Raw genomic sequence first — 19427 nt, forward strand, 5'->3', positions numbered from 1 at the left:
CGCTATATCCATCCCCACCATAATGGGGGGAACGCATGGACGCCAGGACACCAGATTTTTCCGCCGTACGGACGGCGATGCAGCGCTACGTCGATCAGGAGATCATCCCTGGCGTGTCCTGGGCGGTGCTGCGCGGGGGCGAGGTGGTCGATCAGCAATGCGTCGGCTTTGCCGATCGCGAGGCGAAGACGGCGCTCCGGCCCGACCATATTTTCCGCGCGTTCTCCAACACCAAGATCTTCGTCACCTGCGCGATCATGTTGCTGGTCGAGGAAGGCCGCATCGGACTCGATGACGCGATCGAGAAATACCTGCCGCAACTCGGCAATCGCAAGGTGCTGAAGCAGGGCGCCTCGAGCCTTGCCGACGTCGAGCCGGCGAAAAGCTCGATCACGATCCGCCACCTTCTGACCCACACTTCCGGTTTGAGTTACGGCATCTTCGATCCCGGCACGGTGCTGTTCAAAGGTTACAACGACGCACGCGTGCTCAATCCGCTGACGCCGCTGACCGACATGATCGACAAGCTCGCCGACCTGCCGCTGTCCTATCATCCCGGCACGAACTGGGAGTATTCCGTGGCAACAGACGTGCTCGGCCGCGTGATCGAAATCGTCTCGGGCAAGCCTCTCGATGTCGTCTTGAAGACGCGCATCTTCGATCCGCTCGGCATGACCGACACCGGCTTCTTCGTGCCTGAAGCACAACAGGGCAGGCTGGTCGCGCACTACACCGGTGCCGACGTGCTCGATCCGATGAAGCCCGGCCTCACGCGCGCGGACAATCTGCCTTTTCCGCAGGCGTATCGACATCCGTTCCCACGCCTGTCGGGCGGCGGCGGGCTGGTCTCGACCCTGCCTGACATGCTGGCCCTGGTGAAGGCGCTGCGGCCCGGGCCGGACGCGCTGCTCAAGCCGGAGACGCTGCGGCAGATGATGGTCAACCAGCTGCCTGATGGCCAGACCATCCGCTTCGCCAATCTCGGGCCGATGCCTGGCAAGGGCTTTGGCCTTGGCGGCGCGGTGACTTTTGCGCCGACGCAGTTCGATCCGCCCAATTCCACCGGTGAATTCCAGTGGGGCGGGCTCGCCGGGACGCATTGGTGGATCTGCCCCGGGGCCAATACATCGGGCGTGCTGATGGCGCAGCGCCATCTGGGCTTCTGGAATCCGTTCTTCTTCGAGTTCAAGCGCCTGGCCTACCAGGCCGTCGGAGGCTAACCGCAAAAAAATTGCGAACCTGCGCGAATCCTTTTCGGCCATCGCGCCCTCCTTGTGGTCGAGGCAATCCGCCTCGGCTCATTTGGGAGGATGTCATGGCAATTTACAGGAAGAACATTGGTGGCCTGCATCAGGCGGTGCGGGTCGCCGCAGGGATCGCAGCGGCGGTCGCGGCCTTCGCCTATCTCACGGGCGCGACGGCTTGGCTGGTCGCGCTCGGCGGCGCCGGCTTCGCGCTGACCGGCTTCGTCGGCTATTGTCCGATGTGCGCGATCGCGGGCATCGGCAGGGGAGGCGTGTCGTGAGTGCGGCGGCGATCTCGCCCAAACTGTTCGAAGCTGCGCGGCTCGGCGATCCCGAGGCCATTGCGCGGTTGCTCGAAACGGCGCAGCCGGACATCCGCCGCTACGCCCGTGCGACATGCCGGAGTTCGGCGGATGCCGAGGATGCCGCGCAGGAAGCGCTGTGGATCCTGTTCCGGCATGTCGGCACGATCCGCTCGTTCCTCGCCATTTCGGCCTGGCTGTTCAGCGTGGTCCGCCGCGAATGTCTGCGGCTCGCGCGCAAGTCTGGCCTGATGCCATCGATCGATGAAAGCGATACGGAAGCGGGGCTGCTGTCACGGCCCGAGGCCGATTTGCGGCTCGACGTCGCCTCGGCGTTCGAGGCGTTGCCGGTGCATTACCGCGATGTCGTGCTGATGCGCGATATCAAGGAAATGACCATCGACGAGATTGCCGATGCCCTTGGCGCGTCAAGGCAGGCCGTGAAGGCGCGACTGCATCGCGCCCGTTCGCTGATGCGCGAATATCTGACGAGATGAGACATGACTAGATATCAAACCCCTGACGACCTGAAATCAATTCCGGCCTTCGTGGCGCTGGCCCCGGTGGAGGCCAACGCGTTCCTTGCGTTCAACCACGCGGTCGAGCGCAAGGACGGGCTGATCCCGCCAAAATACCGCGAGCTGATCTCGCTCGCCGTCGCGCTCACCACGCAATGCGCCTATTGCCTCGACGTCCATACGGCGCAGGCGGCGAAAGCCGGCGCAACGCGCAAGGAGGTCGCGGAAGTCGCACTGATCGCGGCCGCAGTGCGCGCCGGCGGCACGCTCGGCCATGCGCTGCTGGCGCAGCGGTTGTTCGAGCAGCATAAGGAGGCTGGATGAGCCAGCGTTGGTTGAAGGCTGAGCCGCATACGTGAAAACCTATCTCGGTCTCGATGGATTTCGTTTCGGCTGGGTTGCCGCGTGGATCGATGATCTCGGCGGGCACGGCTTCGACTACTCGCCGGGCCTCACGCGACTGCTCGCGATGCCGCATGCGCGTGCGATGATCGACATGCCGATCGGGTTGAAGCCGAACGGCTATCGAACGTGCGACTTGCGTGCGCGCGAGCTCATCGGCCCCGCCGTGTTTCTCGGCGCGCGCCGCGACCTCTGGACATTTCCCAACATGGCTGCGGCCAACAGGCATTACTGGGAGCACGAAGGTAAGGGGAGGGGCGTCTCAGCACAGCTCTGGAACATCAGAGACAAGATCAAAGACGTCGACGAGATCATGACGCCGGAGCGGCAGGCCACAGTCGGCGAGGCGCATCCGGAATTGATCTTTTGGGATCTCGCTGGGCGAGCCCGGCTCGCCACGAAGACATCGGCGGAAGGGTGCGAGCAGCGCATTGCGCTGCTGGTGCAGCGCGGCTTCGCGCGCTTGCCGAAATGGTTGACGCAGCGCCATGGCACCGGCATAGGCCGCGACGATCTCATTGACGCCTGCGCCTGCGCAGCTGCGGCGCGCGACAGCACGGAACGCGTCGGCGGCGATGAGATCGATCCGCGCGGTTTGCGCATGGAGATCAACTACTGACGTGGCCAGCGGTTCAAGCATTCGGGAAAAACAGGCAAATTATTTGAGGTGTACAGGAACTGGCGATGGCCGGTCTGCGTTCCCCGTGCGAACCGAATTGAGAGAAGCTCGCGCGATGAATGATGCCAGTCAGTTCGCGACCGCCATGCTCACGCTCGTTTTCATCGGAGCATTGCTCGTCACCGGGCAGCTTTTCATCGAGCAGCGCGCCCAACGCGATGCGGTCTACGCGACCAGTCATCTACTGCGGCCCTTGTGATCCGGGAATCCTTCGACAGATATCGGTGTGACGACGACCCGGGCTTGCGCCATCTCCCGGCTCGCCTAGATTAACCGGAATCTCACGCAAGCGTCCGGGGTTCCGATGTCTGATTTGTCCGCCTTTCCGATTACCAAGCGTTGGCCCGCCCAGCATCCCGAATTGCTTCAGCTCTATTCGCTGCCGACGCCGAATGGCGTCAAGGTCTCGATCATGCTGGAGGAGATCGGGCTGCCTTACGAGGTCCATCTCGTCGATTTCGGCAAGGACGACCAGAAGACGCCGGAATTCCTCTCGCTCAATCCGAACGGCAAGATCCCGGCGATCCTCGATCCCAACGGTCCCGGCGGCAAGCCGCTGCCGCTGTTCGAGTCCGGTGCGATCCTGCAATATCTGGCCGAGAAGACCGGCAAGCTGCTGCCGCAGGATGCCGCGCGGCGCTATCAGACCCTCCAGTGGCTGCACTTCCAGATGGGCGGCATCGGGCCGATGTTCGGCCAGGTCGGTTTCTTCCACAAATTCGCCGGCAAGGATTTTGAGGACAAGCGACCGCGGGACCGCTACGTGAGCGAGTCCAAGCGCCTGCTCGGCGTGATGGAGGCGCATCTTTCCGGCCGGCAATGTTTCATGGATGACGATTTCACCATCGCCGATGTCTCGATGCTCGGCTGGGTGCGCAATCTCATCGGCTTCTACGGTGCTGGCGATCTCGTTGAGTTCAGCCAGTTCAAGTCGGTCGGTGCCTGGCTCGAGCGTGGGCTGGCGCGTCCGGCCGTACAGCGCGGCTTGAACATTCCGAAGCGACCCTGAATCTAGGGCAGCGCCTTGTAGGTCATGTAGAGCGCCATCAGGGCGACGAGGGCGATCATGCTCCGGCGCAGCACCGCCTTGCTGACGCTGTTGGCGGCGCGGGCGCCGAGATCGGTCCCGACCCAGAGGCCGGCGACAATTCCGATGATCGCCGGCCAGCCGACCATAAGGCTCTTGCTCCAGTAGATCCAGGCTGCCGGAATGTTGGTTGGAACGACCGAGAAGATCAGGCTGACGAGTTGCGCCTGATGCTGCGGCACGCGCAAGCCGGCGACGAGGCCGACGGTGATCGCAAGCCCGCCACCGATGCCCATGAAGCCGGAGGAGAAGCCGGCAAGTACGCCGATGAGGAGCAGGGGGAGCCAGGGCAGGCGATCCTGATTATCAGTGTCGCTGCCGCTGTCCTTGCGGTCGCGACGCAGGATCAGCAGAGCGATCAGCGCGGCGAGATAGGCGACATAGGTCCATTGCAGGACCGCGTCGGAGACGGCCGTCGCGGCATAACCGCCGCCCGCGCCTCCGATCAGGAATCCGATGCCGATCCAGAAGATCCATGGCCACGGGCTGCGATTGCCACTCTCCCAATAGCGGCGCACGCCGGCGAGGCCCGTTGGCGGTATCTGCGTGATCAGCGACGTGCCCTGGGCGACGTGCTGCTCGGCGCCGAGCAGCAGCACACTGAAGATGACGAGGCCGCCGCCGGGACTCGTGCCGCTGAAGCCCGAAGCCACCCCCGCGACAAGGCCGACACCGCCACCGGCGAAAAGCTCGTGAATCCAGGACATCGTTTACGCCCTGGTTCGCCGCTTCACATCGGGCGTGGTCGTGCGGAAGCCGTCGATCACGGTGGTGACGGTCGCCATGCAGGCTGCGACGTCAAAATCCTCGCCCCAGCATCTTTGCAGCACGAAGCCCTGGAAGATCGCGATCAGCACGCGGGCAATCGCATCGGCGCCGATGTCGCGCTTGATCAGGCCGTCGTGCTGGCCGCGTTCGACCAGCGCCACGATCAACGCCCGCGGCATGTCGATTCCCTCGACAACGCTGCTGCGAACGCGGCGGTTGCGCAGCGCCTCGGCCCAGCCATGGATGCCGACGCGGCGCCGTGCTTCGCCGGCGGGATCGGTGAGCCATTGCGCGTAGACGTTCACCAGTGCGTGCAGTCCGGCGATCGGATCGCCGGATCCTTGCGCGACCGAATTGAGGATGGTCTCGCGGCGATGTCGGTCGTCGGCGAGGGCCTCGATCAGATCGTCCTTGCTCTGGAAGTAGAGATAGACGGCGCCATGGCTCAACCGCGACCGCTTCACGATGTCGGCCATGCCGGTCTGGTGAAATCCGTCCTCGGAGAAGCAGGCCAGTGCCGCTTCGAGGATCTGCTGTCGTCGGTCCTCACGCTTTTTGTCGCTGATCTTGGGCATCCGTCCCGTCCATAAATAGCTGACAGATCGTTCGTTTTGGGAAAAGCCGGGATCAGTCAGAACAGGGCCTGATCCATATAAAAAACGATCAGTCAGTCATTTATATTGGCGGAGGGGATCCAGGTCAAGCCTTGGAGAGCTGGGCCTTAAGGCATGAGGCGATGGCGACCTACGAAGGCGTTGCGGTCTAGAACAGCCGTCCGCCGTTCGGCACCGGCTTGCCCGGCTGCATCAGCACGACCTTGCCGTCGGCATCCGGGAAGCCGAGCGTCAGCACCTCGGAGACGACAGGTCCGATCTGGCGCGGCGGGAAATTGACGACGGCGGCGACCTGCTGGCCGACCAGCGTTTCGAGCGGATGGTTTTCGGTGATCTGCGCCGAGCTCTTGCGCACGCCGATGGCAGGGCCGAAGTCGATCCACAGCCGCCAGGCCAGCTTGCGCGCCTCGGGAAACGGTTTTGCGTCGACGATGGTGCCGACGCGGATATCGACCGCGAGGAACGTATTGAAGTCGATGGTCGGCGAGGCGGATGCGGCGGGATCGTGGGTGACGTGCATGGTGTATCCGTTCGGAAGAAGTCGAAAGCGTCGTTGGTAATATTGTCGCGCGATCCGGAGTTTCGTACAACGCCGCAGCACGTCACGACGCACGCGCGAGGATCGTCTTGCCCAACATCATCTACGGCATCAAGAACTGCGACACCATGAAGAAGGCCCGCGCCTGGCTCGACACCCGCGGCGTCGCCTACGAGTTCCACGACTACAAGGCCGCTGGCGTCGAGAAGGACAAGCTCAAGCAATGGAGCGACAAGCTCGGCTGGGAGACGCTGCTCAATCGTGCCGGCACCACTTTCAAGAAGCTCCCCGATTCCGACAAGGGAGGTCTGACCGAGAAAAAGGCGCTGGCGCTGATGCTAGCGCAACCATCGATGATCAAGCGTCCCGTGCTCGAAATTGGCGGCAAACTCCTGGTCGGTTTCAAGCCTGACATCTACGACAAGGAAGTCGGCGGGAAGGCGCGCAAGAGCTAGATCAGAGCGCTAGTTCAGCTCGATGATCTCGGCGGTGACGCCGGGGCCGGACTGATCCGCGAATTCGACGATCTCCGCGGACGCAATGCGGCCGGGGGCGCGGTGAAACAGGTCGCGGTCGATCACCGTGCGCAGCTTCGGCCGCGGCAGCGCGTCATTTCCACGCAGCAGATTCTTGATCTCGAAGCCGCCGTCCTCGCAAAAGGTCTTGAGCGAGGCGATGACGTGGCTGACCTTGTCGTCGGTCAGGAAAGGCAGCAGCAGCCGCTCATAGGCGACGACACGGCCGTAGATGTCGTCGACATCGGCGACGCTGTAGACCGGAAGTCCGCGCATGATGCATTCGTGATAGACCGGCATCACGAAAGGCGCGAGCCGCGGACCGACATAGTCCTCGAGCAGGATTCCCTTGCCGGTATGGCCGTAGGCGCGGGAGATCCGCGTGCCCTCGCTCTGGATGGTCAGGCGCGGCGTCGGCGTCGAATGGTCCACCGTGTAGTAGATGAGATCGGACAGCTCCTCCTCGAGGCGCGCGGGCTGATACTCCCAGATCGCGGGGGCAGCCTGATGGCGCGCATAAAGTCTCAGCCACGCGTTGAGCAGGTCACGTTGCTTGATCGACTTGACGACGGAGGGAGCAGCGCTGGCGAAATCCAAAACAATATTCCCGGCGAATGAAACCCGGGCATGATCTCGTTCTCGGGAAAATTTTTGATGAAGGCTGGCGCGCGGAAGCAAAGACCGTTAACGACGACTTGATGACCGGTGTCTTGCGAGCCGGGAAGCCGGCAGGCGACATGACAAAGCCTCCAACTAAGGGAGCATAAGACTCCCAGCCAAAGGCCTGACCTGCTCAGCTTTCCGCCTTGCCTAACACCCGTCACCTCCGGCATATTCCGCGCCCGGAGGCGGTGTTCCGGGACAGGCTCCAAGGCCTCCGGAACGTCGAATTAACAAGGACAGCCACGCGTATCGCGCGGGCAGGGGGAAATCTGTTTGGCCGATGAGTTCATTCTCGAAACGGAAGGCTTGACCAAGGAGTTCGCGGGCTTCTTCGCCGTCCGCGACGTTGCGCTCAAGGTTCGCCGTGGGAGTATTCACGCGTTGATCGGCCCGAACGGTGCGGGCAAGACGACGTGCTTCAATCTTCTGACCAAGTTCCTCAAACCGTCTGCCGGAAAAATCCTGTACAAGGGACAGGACATCACGGCGATGGCGCCTGCCGACGTGGCCCGCTTGGGGCTGGTACGGTCGTTCCAGATCTCGGCGGTGTTTCCGCATCTCACCGCGCTGGAGAATGTTCGTGTCGCGCTCCAGCGGCAGCACGGCAGCTCCTTCGATTTCTGGCGCTCCAAGTCCGTGCTCAACCGCTTCAACGACCGGGCGCGCGAGCTGCTGAACGATGTCGGCCTCAGCGAGTTTGCCGATACGCCTGCGGTCGAGATGGCCTACGGGCGCAAGCGCGCGCTCGAGATCGCAACCACGCTCGCGCTCGATCCGGAGATGATGCTCTTGGACGAGCCGATGGCTGGCATGGGTCACGAGGACATCGACAAGATCGCCGCGCTGATCAAGCGTATCTCGGCGAAATACACCATCCTGATGGTCGAGCATAATTTGAGCGTCGTCGCCAATCTTTCCGATATCATCACCGTGCTGACGCGCGGGCAGGTGCTCGCCCAGGGCCATTATTCCGAGCTCACCAAGGACGAGCGCGTCAAGGAAGCCTATCTGGGAGCCGGTCATGCCTGAGACTGCAATGGCCGAGGCACCAGTGAAGGCTGCAACTGGCGGCAACATCCTCCAGGTCCGCAACTTGGAGGCCTGGTACGGCGAGTCCCACATCTTGCACGGGATCAATTTCGACGTGAATGCGGGCGAGGTCGTTACGCTGCTCGGGCGCAACGGCGCCGGCAAGACCACCACGCTGAAGTCGATCATGGGCATCATCAGCAAACGTGCCGGCTCGATCCAATTCAACAACCAGGAGATTATCCGCGCGACCTCCGACAAGATCGCGCGCATGGGTATCGCGTTCTGCCCGGAAGAGCGGGGAATTTTCTCGAGCCTCGACGTGAAGGAGAATCTGCTTCTGCCGCCGGTGGTGCGTGCAGGTGGATTGCCGCTCGAGCAGATCTTCGATCTGTTTCCGAACCTGAAGGAGCGGCTGAGCAGCCAGGGCACCAAGCTGTCCGGCGGCGAGCAGCAGATGCTCGCGATTGCGCGCATCCTGCGCACCGGCGCGAGCTTCCTGATGCTGGACGAGCCGACCGAAGGCCTTGCACCCGTCATCATTCAACAGATCGGCCACACCATTGCGAGGCTCAAGAAGGAAGGTTTCACGATCCTCCTGGTCGAGCAGAACTTCCGCTTCGCATCCACCGTCGCCGATCGTTATTATGTCGTCGAGCACGGCAAGATCATTGACGGATTTTCCAATGCAGAGCTTGCCGCCAATATGGACAAGCTCCACACCTATCTCGGCGTCTAGTACGGCCAAGAGTCGAATAGTCACGAGAACATTGACGAGGAAGTAGCATGAAAAAGTCGATTGCATCGTTGTTGCTCGGCACGGCATTGGCCGTGACCACCGCTGGCGCCGCATTCGCACAGGACAAGGCGGTCAAGATCGGTGCACTTTCCGATCAGTCCGGTCTCTATGCCGACCTCGGCGGCCCCGGCTCGACGCTCGCAGCGCAGATGGCGGTTGAAGATTCCGGCCTGGGCGCGAAGGGTTGGAAGATCGACATCATCTCGGGTGACCACCAGAACAAGCCCGACATCGGCACCGCAATCGCGCGGCAGTGGTTCGACGTCGACAAGGTCGACATCATCGTGGACGTGCCGAACTCCGGCGTGGCGCTCGCCGTCAACAATGTCGTCAAGGAAAAGAACGGCGTCTACATCAATTCGGGAGCTGCGACCTCGGACCTCACCAACGCGCAGTGCTCGCCCAACACCGTGCACTGGACCTACGACACCTATATGCTGGCCCACACCACAGGCCAGGCGCTGGTGAAGGCCGGTGGCGACACCTGGTTCTTCCTGACTGCGGACTACGCCTTCGGTGCGGCGCTGGAGCGCGATACCACCGCGGTCGTCACCGCCAATGGCGGCAAGGTGGTCGGCGGGGTCAAGCATCCGCTCAACACGCCGGATTTCTCCTCGTTCCTGCTGCAGGCGCAGGCCTCCAAGGCCAAGATCATCGGCCTTGCCAATGCCGGTGGTGATACCACCAACACGATCAAGCAGGCTGCCGAGTTCGGCATCGGCAAGGGTGGGCAGAAGCTCGCGGCGTTGCTGCTGTTCCTCACCGACGTCAAGGCGATCGGGCTGGAGACCGCACAGGGCCTGAACTTCACCGAGACCTTCTATTGGGACATGAACGACAAGACCCGGGCTTTCTCCAAGCGCTTCTCGGAGAAGATGAAGAACGGTGCGATGCCGACCATGGTTCAGGCGGGCGTTTACGCGGGCGTGCGCCACTATCTCAAGGCGCTCGAAGCGCTCGGCGGCAATCCGCATGATGGCGTCAAGGTGGTCGAGAAGATGAAGTCGATGCCGACCGAAGACGATCTGTTCGGCAAGGGCGAGATCCAGCCCAACGGCCGCACCATCCACAACGCCTATCTGTTCGAGGTGAAGAAGCCCTCCGAGTCCAAGGGACCGTGGGACTTCTACAAGCTCGTCGGCACGGTGCCGGGCGACCAGGCTTTCACGCCGCTGTCCGAGAGCAAGTGCGCGCTGCTCAAGAAGTAAGACCAACAGCTCGCCGGCGGTGAGCCGGCGGGCATGACTTTAGGGAACGCCGAAGGGACTGGGTGCTGGATCGATGCAGGCTCTCTACGCACAGCTACTGGTGGGACTGATCAACGGCTCGTTCTACGCGCTGCTCAGTCTCGGGCTCGCCGTCATCTTCGGCATGCTCAACATCATCAATTTCGCCCATGGCGCGCTTTACATGATGGGCGCGTTCGCCGCCTATTTCCTGCTGAACGTCGGCGGCATCAGTTACTGGTGGGCGCTGTTGCTGGCACCTATTATTGTCGGCATCTTCGGCATGATCCTGGAACGGACCATGCTGAAATTCCTGACCGGGCTCGATCATCTCTACGGCCTGCTGCTGACCTTCGGCATCGCGCTGATCGTGCAGGGCGTGTTCCAGAACTATTTCGGCTCCTCCGGGCTGCCATACGCCATTCCGGACCAGCTCAAGGGCGGCATGAATCTCGGCTTCATGTTCCTGCCGATCTATCGCGGTTGGGTTGTCGTATTTTCGTTGGTCGTGTGTCTAGGAACCTGGTTCCTGATCGAGAAGACGCGGCTTGGCGCTTACCTGCGCGCCGCCACGGAAAATCCGACGCTGGTGCGCGCCTTCGGTATCAACGTGCCGCGCATGATCACGCTCACCTACGGCCTCGGCGTCGGCCTGGCCGCGCTCGCCGGCGTGCTGTCGGCGCCGATCAACCAGGTGCGGCCGCTGATGGGCGCCGACCTCATCATCGTGGTGTTTGCGGTGGTGGTGATCGGCGGCATGGGATCAATCATGGGCTCCATCATCACCGGCTTTGCGCTCGGTGTGATCGAGGGCCTGACCAAATATTTCTACCCTGAGGCCTCCAACACCGTCGTGTTCGTGCTGATGGTGCTTGTGCTCCTGGTGAAGCCAACGGGATTGACGGGAAGGGCAGCCTGATATGACAGCCTTGACGGACGATACGCTGCCGGTCACGCCGCGCGCGATGCGTGACGAGATGGTCTTGTTCGTGGTGATGGCGGTGCTGCTCGCGGCCGTGCCATTCAGCGGCATCTACCCCTTCTTCGTGATGCAGGCGCTGTGCTTCGCGCTGCTGGCCTGCGCCTTCAATCTTCTGATCGGCTATGGCGGCTTGTTGTCGTTCGGCCACGCGATGTTCATGGGCACGGCCGGCTACTGCAGTGCGCATGCGCTGAAGGTGTGGGCGCTGCCGCCGGAGCTCGGCGTCCTCGTCGGCATCGCCGCGGCGTTCGTGCTGTCGATCATCACAGGCTATATCTCGATCCGCCGCCAAGGCATCTACTTCTCGATGATCACGCTGGCGCTGTCGCAGCTCCTTTATTTCATCTACCTCCAGGCGCCGTTCACGCATGGCGAGGACGGCATCCAGGGCATTCCGCAGGGGCACATGTTCGGCGTGCTCGATTTGTCCAAGCCGACCGTGCTCTACTATGTCGTGCTCGTCGGCTTCCTCGCCGGCTTCCTGCTGATCTACCGGATCATCAACTCGCCGTTCGGCGAGGTCCTGAAATCGATCCGCGAGAACGAGCCGCGTGCGATCTCACTGGGCTATCGGACCGACCAGTACAAGTTCCTGGCGTTTGTCCTGTCGGGGACGCTGGCAGGTTTCGCCGGCGCGCTAAAAGTGTTCGTGGCACAGAACGCCTCGCTCACCGACGTGCACTGGTCGATGTCCGGCGAAGTCGTGCTGATGACCCTGGTCGGGGGTCTCGGGACCATTTTCGGTCCCGTGGTCGGCGCCTTCGTGATCATCGCCATGCAACAATATCTGGCGGGCTTCGGCCAGTGGGTGACGGTGATCCAGGGCTCGATCTTCGTGATCTGCGTGCTCACCTTCCGCCGCGGCGTGATCGGTGAAATCGCGCATTACTTCCGCCGATCCCTCTAAGTCGTTGATTTGATGTAAAAATAATCGTCTCGTGAAAGCGGTGGATGATCCGGCTCCGCGGGCGTGAGGTGGCACGCGCGCGGCTCGAAAATGGTCTATGACAGTTTCATGACGGCCCCTTGGGCCGGACCATTTCCAACCGGTAGTCTATCCCCATGATGCGTTGGTTTCGCGCTTTCCTGCCCAAGGAAGAACGGTTCTTCGACTTGTTCGACCGCCATGCGAAGACGGTGATCCAGGGGGCGATCGCGCTTCAGGGCGTGCTGAACGGTGGCGAGGAGACGCCGGTCTATTGCCAGCGCGTCAGCCAGTTCGAGAACGACGCTGACAACATCACCCGTGAGGTGCTGACGGCGGTGCGCCGCACCTTCATCACGCCATTCGACCGCGGCGACATCAAGAACCTGATCACCTCGCTGGACGATGCCATCGACCAGATGCAACAGACGGCCAAAGCCGTGATGCTGTTCGAGGTCCGCACCTTCGAGCCGCCGATGCGCGAGATCGGTGCGCTGCTGATCGAGTGCGCCAATCTGGTGGGCCGTGCGCTGCCGCTGATGCAGGAGATCGGCAAGAACGTGGCGATGCTGACCGCGATCACGGAGGAGCTAACCAAGCTCGAGGGCCGCGTCGACGACCTTCACGACATCGGCCTGAAGGAGCTTTTCCTCAAGCACCGCAACGGCAGCACGATGGATTTCATCGTCGGCGTCGAGATCTACGATCACCTTGAAAAGGTGGCCGATCGCTTCGACGACGTCGCGAACGAGATCAACAGCATCGTCATCGAGCAAGTATAGGGCGGGGCCGCGCCGTGGATGCTGCGTTGGGTCTTCCCGTCCTGGTCGGACTAATCGCCGTCGCGCTGCTGTTCGACTTCCTGAACGGCCTGCACGACGCTGCCAATTCGATTGCGACCATCGTCTCGACCCGCGTGTTGCGGCCGCAATTCGCGGTGTTCTGGGCGGCGTTTTTCAATTTCGTCGCCTTCATGGTGTTCGGCCTGCATGTCGCCCAGACGATCGGCACCGGGATCATCGATCCCGCGATCGTCGACGCCCAGGTGATTTTCGCGGCGCTGGTCGGCGCTATCGTCTGGAATCTCGTGACCTGGGGGCTTGGCATTCCGTCGTCGTCCTCGCATGCGCTGATCGGTGGCCTCGTCGGCGGCGGCATGGCGAAGGCCGGACTATCGGCGGCGGTCTGGGGTGGGCTCACCAAGGCGGTGCTGGCGATCGTGCTCTCGCCGCTGGTCGGCTTCCTGCTTGCGATGATGCTGGTCGCGATCGTGTCATGGCTCTCGGTACGCTCGACGCCGTTCGCGGTCGACCGCGCCTTTCGCATCCTGCAATTCGCCTCGGCCTCGCTCTATTCGCTCGGCCACGGCGGCAACGACGCGCAGAAGACGATGGGCATCATCGCCGTGCTGCTGTATTCGCAGGGCCATCTCGGCAGCGAATTCTCGGTGCCGTTCTGGGTGGTGCTGTCCTGCCAGGCGGCCATGGCCCTGGGCACGCTGATGGGTGGCTGGCGCATCGTTCGCACCATGGGCCTGCGCATCACCAAGCTGACGCCGATGCAGGGTTTTTGTGCCGAGACCGGCGGCGCGGCGACCCTGTTCATCGCGACCTTCCTCGGCGTTCCCGTCTCGACCACCCACACCATCACCGGTGCCATCGTCGGCGTCGGCGCGGCTCGTCGTGTTTCGGCGGTGCGCTGGAACGTGGCGAGCTCGATCGTCTATGCCTGGGTGATCACGATCCCGGCCTCGGCGATCGTCGCAGCGCTGAGCTGGTGGGCGGTCCAGATCTTCAAGTAACGAGCTTCAGCCCGACGATGCCGGCCACGATCAGCCCGATGCTGGCAAGGCGAAGCGCCGTGGCCGGCTCGCCGAACAGGAAGATTCCGAGCGTGGCGGTGCCGACCGCGCCGATGCCGGTCCAGACCGCATAGGCCGTTCCGACGGGCAGGGACTTCAGGGCAATGCCGAGCAGGATCACGCTGCCGGCCATGGCTGCGAGCGTGATGACTGATGGAACCAGCCTGGAAAAGCCCTCGGTATATTTCAGGCCAATCGTCCAGGTGATCTCGAGAAGACCGGCGACGAACAGGACGCTCCAGGCCATGACGACCCTCCAATCAAGGCAGGGTCGTCCCCGCGGACCGATATGCTGATGAGCAGGGAGGTCGTCCTCCCCCCAAGGCCAGTATGGCCAAGGCCGATATGGGGCTGGCCGAAGGGCCGCGCAATCACCAAATGAGGCTTGATCCCTCCCATTTTCCCTGCCAAACGCTCCCGCCATGTCCGACATTGCAGCCACCACAGCCGAATCGCCGGCCCGTTCCACGCTTGCCGCAGAAGTGTCGCGGCGGCGCACCTTTGCGATCATTTCGCACCCGGACGCCGGCAAGACCACGCTGACCGAAAAGCTCCTCCTATTCGGAGGCGCCATCAACCTCGCCGGTCAGGTCAAGGCCAAGGGCGAGCGGCGCAACACCCGTTCGGACTGGATGAAGATCGAGCGCGAGCGCGGTATCTCGGTCGTGACCTCGGTGATGACCTTCGAGTTCGAGGGCCTCGTCTTCAACCTGCTGGATACGCCCGGCCACGAAGACTTTTCGGAAGACACTTACCGCACACTCACGGCGGTCGATTCCGCCGTCATGGTGATCGACGCCGCCAAGGGCATCGAGGCGCGCACGCGGAAGCTGTTCGAGGTGTGTCGTCTTCGCGATATCCCGATCATCACCTTCATCAACAAGATGGACCGCGAGAGCCGCGACGTGTTCGAGCTGCTCGACGAGATCGAGAAGACGCTGGCGCTCGACACGACGCCGATGACCTGGCCGGTCGGCCGGGGCCGGGACTTCCTCGGCACCTATGACGTCATCAACGGCGGCGTCCGCCTGCTCGAAGGCGGCGGCGCCAAGACTGGCGCGGCGCAGCAGATCGAAATCGCCGAGCTCGCCAAGCTTAATGCCAATCTCGACGCCGCCGCCGTGAAGGACGAGCTGGAGCTCGTCACCGCAGCCTCAAAGCCATTCGAGCTTGAGGCGTTCCGCGAGGGCCACCTGACGCCGGTCTATTTCGGCAGCGCGCTGCGCAATTTCGGCGTCGGCGACCTGCTCGAAGGCCTTGGCAAGTTCGCGCCCGAGCCGCGCGCGCAGGACAGCGACCAGCGCAAGGTCGAGGCGACCGATCCGCGCATGAGCGCCTTCGTGTTCAAGATCCAGGCGAACATGGATCCGAACCACCGCGATCGCATTGCGTTCGCGCGCCTTTGCTCCGGCAAGCTCAGCCGCGGCATGAAGGCCAAGCTGGTGCGCACCGGCAAGAGCATGCCGCTGTCGAGCCCTCAATTCTTCTTTGCCCAGGATCGTTCGGTGGCGGACGAGGCCTTTGCCGGCGACGTCGTCGGAATTCCCAACCACGGCACGCTGCGCATCGGCGATACTTTGACCGAGGGTGAGGATTTCAACTTCGTCGGCGTGCCGAGCTTCGCACCCGAAATCGTCCGCCGCGTCCGTCTCACCGACGCGATGAAGGCGAAGAAGCTGAAGGAAGCGCTTCAGCAGATGTCGGAAGAGGGCGTCGTCCAGGTGTTTCGTCCGCGCGACGGCGCGCCGGCGCTGGTCGGTGTGGTCGGCGCGCTGCAACTCGACGTGCTCAAGGCGCGGCTCGAAGCGGAATATTCATTGCCGGTCGAGTTCGAGGTGAGCGAGTTCCAGCTCGCGCGCTGGGTCTCCTCGGAGGATCGCAAGAAACTCGACACTTTCATCGCCGCCAACACCTCCAGCATCGCCGACGACGTCGACGGCGATCCCGTGTACCTGGCGCGGAACGAGTTCTACCTCGGCTACACCAAAGAGCGCGCCGAGGGCATCGAGTTCACCAACGTCAAGGACGTCAAGAAGAAGGGCTAGGGCCGAGCCCGACGGCTTAAGCGCGAGCATGTGAACGCGCGCAGGCTTGACGCTGCCAGCAACGATGCCACGTTTGTTCGCGTGATATCGCGGGCTCGAAGCATGTGGCGCGGCATTCTCTTTTTTGCACTGTTGGCGATTTCGACCGTCGCCGCCGACGCGCAGCGCCGCCAGATCAATCCGATCCCGTTTGCGCAAGAGCCGTGTAGTGTGCTCGACGGCCGGCCATGCACGCCCTCCTATTGCAGCCCGCTCGAGCCCGGGCCGTGCATTCCCGAGATGGACTATCCCTACGGCCAGAACCTTCAGCTCACGATCGAGAGCGTGCCCGCGGAGGCTGATCGAGCCAAGTATCAAAAGCCGGACCATGATCTCGATACGATCGGCGACCTCTTCGCCGAACTGCGCACCTGCTGGTCGCCGCCGTCGGATCATGCGCGGACGGGGCTGCAGATGTCGGTGCGATTCAGCTTCAACAAGACCGGCGGCCTGATCGGCCCGCCACGCCTGACATACGTGACCGCGGGCGTTCCGGCCGATACGCGGACCTCCTATCTCGACGCGATCAATTCATCGCTGAACGCCTGTCTGCCGTTGAAATTCACCAGCGGCCTCGGTGGAGCGCTAGCCGGGCGCCCGATCGCGATCCGCTATGTCGACAATCGCGAGCTCGGCAAATAGCGCATCAGTTGCGACCGGCGGCCAATCGATGATACCTCAGAGGCGGGGGCGCTGGTTAAGGGGAGGATGTCGTGGATCTGGTGGTCATGATCCTGGGGCTGGTGCTGTTTTTCGCCGCCCATGTTTTCACAACGAAGCGAGACGCGCGCGCGCAGGCGATCGCGCAGCTCGGCGAGGGGACCTACAAGATCCTCTATTCGGTCGTCTCGCTTGCGGGCTTGGCGCTGATCGTCTGGGGCTTTGCACACTATCGCGCGACCGGCTGGATCGACATCTGGCATCCGCCCAAGGCAATGAAGCACATCACGGTCGCGCTGATGCTGCCTGCCGTCATCCTGGTGGTCGCCTCCTACCTGCGCGGGCGCATCTATGCGACGCTGAAGCATCCAATGCTCGCCGGCATCAAGCTATGGGCGTTCGCGCATCTGCTCGCCAATGGCGATCTTGGCTCGATCATTCTGTTCGGCTCGTTCCTGGGGTGGGGCGTGTATGACCGCATTTCGCTGAAGCATCGCAAGGACCCCGGCGGCCCGCCGATTCCGGTGGGCGGCGTCACCAACGATCTGATTGCGCTCGCGGTCGGCATCGTCGCCTATCTGGCGCTCGCCTTTGCGTTCCACCCTGTCGTGATCGGCGTTCCCGTCATGGGTGGCTAGAGCATGATCCGGACCCGGAGGGCCGCGTTAGCGCAAAGCGTGCAGCGGTTTTCCGACAAGATCATACGCAAACAATAAAGGCCGATCAGTGGAAGACATCACCTCCTGCCCGTGTGCGGGAGGTGACAAAAGCAACAAGACGAGGGCTCTGCGATGGACTGGTCACGATCTCAGATTCCGCCGATGCGGTCCGAGGCGCGTTTCGGCGATCGGGTGGTGCCGGCCTTCGTCGATCGGCCTTCCAGCTTGTGGGCCATGATAGCGGACGTTTCGGCGCGCAACTGCGACGGCGAAGCGCTTGTCTGCGGCAATGTCCGGCTGAGCTGGCGGCAAACGGTGGAGCAGGCGGCGCGGATTGCATCAGGTTTTCGCAAGCTCGGGCTGCAACGCGGCGACCGCGTTGCGATCCTGCTCGGCAATCGCATCGAATTTCCGCTGTTGCTGTTCGCCGCCGCGCATGAAGGGCTGGTGACGGTGTTGCTGAGCACGCGTCAGCAGAAGCCGGAGATCGCCTATGTGCTCGCCGATTGCGGTGCCAAGCTCCTGATCCACGAGATGGCGCTCGCTGAACGGCTGCCGGATGCGCGCGATGTCCCTGATGTGATTCACCGCATCGCCGTCGCTGATGATACGAAGCTTTCGCGCTTCTCCGTGCTGGCGGACAATGCGCCGGCCCCGACGCCGGTGGATGTCCGCGAGGAGGACACCGCGATGATCCTCTACACCTCTGGCACGACAGGCAAGCCGAAGGGCGCCATGCTGGCCCATTGCAACATCGTACATTCCTCGATGGTATTCGTGTCCTGCCTGGAATTGACGGCGGCCGATCGCTCGATTGCTGCCGTCCCGCTCGGTCACGTGACCGGCGTCGTCGCCAACATCACGACGATGATCTGCTGCGGTGGCGCGCTGATCATCATGCCGGAATTCAAGGCGGCCGATTACCTCAAGCTCGCGGCGCGCGAGCGCGTCACCTACACGGTGATGGTGCCGGCGATGTACAATCTCTGCCTGCTGCAGCCCGATTTCGACAGCTATGATCTCTCGAGCTGGCGCATTGGTGGCTTCGGTGGCGCGCCGATGCCCGTTGCGACCATCGAGAAGCTCAAGGCGACAATTCCCGGTCTCAAGCTTGCAAATTGCTATGGCGCGACCGAGACGACGTCGCCGTCCACCATCATGCCGGGCGAGCTGACGGCAAGCCATATCGACAGCGTCGGACTGCCGTGTCCGGGGGCGCGGATCATCGCGATGGGAGCGGATGGCCGCGAACTTCCACCCGGCGAGATCGGCGAACTCTGGATCCAGAGTGCCTCTGTCATCAAGGGCTACTGGAACAACCCAAAAGCGACGGCCGAGAGCTTTACCGCCGGCTTTTGGCACTCCGGCGATCTCGGCTCTGTGGATGCCGATGGCTTCGTCCGCGTGTTCGATCGGCAGAAGGACATGATCAATCGCGGTGGCCTCAAGATCTATTCGGCCGAGGTCGAATCGGTGCTGGCCGGCCATCCCGCCGTGGTCGAGAGCGCAATCATCGCAAAGCCATGCCCGGTGCTTGGCGAGCGCGTCCACGCGGTCGTGGTCACGCGCACACCGGTCGGCAGCGACGACTTGCGGGCCTGGTGCGCCGAGCGGCTGTCCGATTACAAGGTGCCGGAGACGATGGTGATCACCGCCGATCCCCTGCCGCGTAACGCCAATGGCAAGGTGCTGAAGCGGCAGTTGCGGGAGCTCTGGTAGGGACTTCCCGCATCCCTGGACTATCCCGGATCGCGCGTTAACGCCTTGATCGGCCTTGCTTTGCCTTGCCACCGCCATATCGATAGGGTATCGCCGCCGCCACGTGGGGACGGGCTTTCGGCGCGCGCGATCTGGCGCGTGCTCCCGGCCGGG

At 62.8% G+C, this 19427-nt stretch carries 24 protein-coding genes; 19 read left to right on the forward strand and 5 right to left on the reverse strand.

Features of this window, described 5'->3' with window-relative positions:
- Nucleotides 1-35 precede the first annotated feature (35 nt).
- From Q0687_RS15040 to Q0687_RS15070, 7 genes are all read left to right on the forward strand, one after another.
- Nucleotides 36-1220 carry a serine hydrolase domain-containing protein gene (locus Q0687_RS15040; protein WP_298877944.1) on the forward strand — a complete coding sequence of 395 codons (1185 nt, stop codon included), beginning with the start codon at nt 36-38 and terminating at the stop codon, nt 1218-1220.
- Between the two features lie 95 nt (nt 1221-1315).
- Entirely contained in the window at nt 1316-1525 is a 210-nt protein-coding gene (locus tag Q0687_RS15045; protein ID WP_298877946.1) for a DUF2892 domain-containing protein, read from the forward strand.
- Nucleotides 1522-2043: a sigma-70 family RNA polymerase sigma factor gene (locus tag Q0687_RS15050; RefSeq protein ID WP_298877947.1), complete on the forward strand. Its 522-nt coding sequence runs from the start codon at nt 1522-1524 to the stop codon at nt 2041-2043. Before Q0687_RS15045 ends, Q0687_RS15050 begins: the two co-directional genes overlap by 4 nt.
- Nucleotides 2044-2046: 3 nt before the next feature.
- Entirely contained in the window at nt 2047-2388 is a 342-nt protein-coding gene (locus Q0687_RS15055; protein WP_298877950.1) for a carboxymuconolactone decarboxylase family protein, read from the forward strand.
- A 31-nt stretch (nt 2389-2419) separates the two neighbouring features.
- A complete protein-coding gene (locus Q0687_RS15060) occupies nt 2420-3085 on the forward strand; it encodes a DUF429 domain-containing protein (protein ID WP_298877952.1) in 666 nt (221 codons plus the stop codon).
- A gap of 115 nt (nt 3086-3200) precedes the next feature.
- Complete coding sequence (locus Q0687_RS15065) at nt 3201-3344, forward strand: hypothetical protein (RefSeq protein WP_298877953.1); 144 nt, start codon at nt 3201-3203, stop codon at nt 3342-3344.
- A gap of 105 nt (nt 3345-3449) precedes the next feature.
- Entirely contained in the window at nt 3450-4154 is a 705-nt protein-coding gene (locus tag Q0687_RS15070) for a glutathione S-transferase N-terminal domain-containing protein (RefSeq protein WP_298877956.1), read from the forward strand.
- Between the two features lie 2 nt (nt 4155-4156).
- Here the strand turns inward: Q0687_RS15070 and Q0687_RS15075 are convergent, their stop codons facing one another.
- From Q0687_RS15075 to Q0687_RS15085, 3 genes are all read right to left on the reverse strand, one after another.
- Nucleotides 4157-4939: a sulfite exporter TauE/SafE family protein gene (locus tag Q0687_RS15075; protein ID WP_298877958.1), complete on the reverse strand. Its 783-nt coding sequence runs from the start codon at nt 4937-4939 to the stop codon at nt 4157-4159.
- A gap of 3 nt (nt 4940-4942) precedes the next feature.
- On the reverse strand, nt 4943-5575 hold the full coding sequence (locus Q0687_RS15080; RefSeq protein ID WP_298877960.1) for a TetR/AcrR family transcriptional regulator: 633 nt from the start codon (nt 5573-5575) through the stop codon (nt 4943-4945).
- A 187-nt stretch (nt 5576-5762) separates the two neighbouring features.
- Complete coding sequence (locus Q0687_RS15085; protein WP_298877962.1) at nt 5763-6134, reverse strand: tRNA-binding protein; 372 nt, start codon at nt 6132-6134, stop codon at nt 5763-5765.
- 107 nt (nt 6135-6241) lie between these two features.
- Between Q0687_RS15085 and Q0687_RS15090 the strand changes: the two genes are divergently transcribed.
- Complete coding sequence (locus tag Q0687_RS15090) at nt 6242-6607, forward strand: ArsC family reductase (protein ID WP_298877964.1); 366 nt, start codon at nt 6242-6244, stop codon at nt 6605-6607.
- Nucleotides 6608-6616: 9 nt separating this feature from the next.
- Here Q0687_RS15090 and Q0687_RS15095 read toward each other — a convergent pair whose 3' ends face one another.
- On the reverse strand, nt 6617-7264 hold the full coding sequence (locus Q0687_RS15095) for a hypothetical protein (protein WP_298877966.1): 648 nt from the start codon (nt 7262-7264) through the stop codon (nt 6617-6619).
- 339 nt (nt 7265-7603) lie between these two features.
- Here Q0687_RS15095 and Q0687_RS15100 point away from each other — a divergent pair, with 339 nt between their 5' ends.
- From Q0687_RS15100 to Q0687_RS15130, 7 genes are all read left to right on the forward strand, one after another.
- Nucleotides 7604-8359, forward strand: a complete 756-nt coding sequence (locus Q0687_RS15100; protein WP_298877968.1) for an ABC transporter ATP-binding protein — start codon at nt 7604-7606, stop codon at nt 8357-8359.
- The gene (locus Q0687_RS15105) at nt 8352-9098 is read left to right on the forward strand and encodes an ABC transporter ATP-binding protein (protein ID WP_298877970.1); all 747 of its coding nucleotides are present in this window, start codon (nt 8352-8354) and stop codon (nt 9096-9098) included. The genes Q0687_RS15100 and Q0687_RS15105 overlap by 8 nt, the downstream gene beginning before the upstream one ends.
- A gap of 47 nt (nt 9099-9145) precedes the next feature.
- Nucleotides 9146-10366 (forward strand): ABC transporter substrate-binding protein, encoded by a 1221-nt coding sequence (locus tag Q0687_RS15110; RefSeq protein ID WP_298877971.1) that lies wholly within the window; start codon nt 9146-9148, stop codon nt 10364-10366.
- A 73-nt stretch (nt 10367-10439) separates the two neighbouring features.
- Nucleotides 10440-11303 (forward strand): branched-chain amino acid ABC transporter permease, encoded by an 864-nt coding sequence (locus Q0687_RS15115; RefSeq protein WP_298877972.1) that lies wholly within the window; start codon nt 10440-10442, stop codon nt 11301-11303.
- A 1-nt stretch (nt 11304) separates the two neighbouring features.
- The gene (locus Q0687_RS15120) at nt 11305-12273 is read left to right on the forward strand and encodes a branched-chain amino acid ABC transporter permease (protein WP_298877974.1); all 969 of its coding nucleotides are present in this window, start codon (nt 11305-11307) and stop codon (nt 12271-12273) included.
- Nucleotides 12274-12428: 155 nt separating this feature from the next.
- The gene (locus Q0687_RS15125) at nt 12429-13073 is read left to right on the forward strand and encodes a DUF47 domain-containing protein (protein WP_298877976.1); all 645 of its coding nucleotides are present in this window, start codon (nt 12429-12431) and stop codon (nt 13071-13073) included.
- Between the two features lie 14 nt (nt 13074-13087).
- On the forward strand, nt 13088-14092 hold the full coding sequence (locus tag Q0687_RS15130) for an inorganic phosphate transporter (protein WP_298877979.1): 1005 nt from the start codon (nt 13088-13090) through the stop codon (nt 14090-14092).
- Here Q0687_RS15130 and sugE read toward each other — a convergent pair.
- Nucleotides 14085-14399: a quaternary ammonium compound efflux SMR transporter SugE gene (gene sugE / locus Q0687_RS15135; protein ID WP_298877980.1), complete on the reverse strand. Its 315-nt coding sequence runs from the start codon at nt 14397-14399 to the stop codon at nt 14085-14087. The two genes, Q0687_RS15130 and sugE, sit on opposite strands and share 8 nt — an antisense overlap.
- A gap of 175 nt (nt 14400-14574) precedes the next feature.
- On the opposite strand from sugE, the gene Q0687_RS15140 reads away from it, so the two are divergent.
- From Q0687_RS15140 to Q0687_RS15155, 4 genes are all read left to right on the forward strand, one after another.
- The gene (locus tag Q0687_RS15140; RefSeq protein ID WP_298877982.1) at nt 14575-16197 is read left to right on the forward strand and encodes a peptide chain release factor 3; all 1623 of its coding nucleotides are present in this window, start codon (nt 14575-14577) and stop codon (nt 16195-16197) included.
- A gap of 102 nt (nt 16198-16299) precedes the next feature.
- A complete protein-coding gene (locus tag Q0687_RS15145) occupies nt 16300-16878 on the forward strand; it encodes a hypothetical protein (RefSeq protein ID WP_298877983.1) in 579 nt (192 codons plus the stop codon).
- A gap of 71 nt (nt 16879-16949) precedes the next feature.
- Nucleotides 16950-17534: an NnrU family protein gene (locus Q0687_RS15150; RefSeq protein WP_298877984.1), complete on the forward strand. Its 585-nt coding sequence runs from the start codon at nt 16950-16952 to the stop codon at nt 17532-17534.
- A 153-nt stretch (nt 17535-17687) separates the two neighbouring features.
- The gene (locus Q0687_RS15155) at nt 17688-19274 is read left to right on the forward strand and encodes a class I adenylate-forming enzyme family protein (RefSeq protein ID WP_298877986.1); all 1587 of its coding nucleotides are present in this window, start codon (nt 17688-17690) and stop codon (nt 19272-19274) included.
- Nucleotides 19275-19427: the final 153 nt, after the last annotated feature.

The sequence above is a fragment of the uncultured Bradyrhizobium sp. genome, from assembly GCF_936928535.1.
Classification (GTDB): domain Bacteria; phylum Pseudomonadota; class Alphaproteobacteria; order Rhizobiales; family Xanthobacteraceae; genus Bradyrhizobium.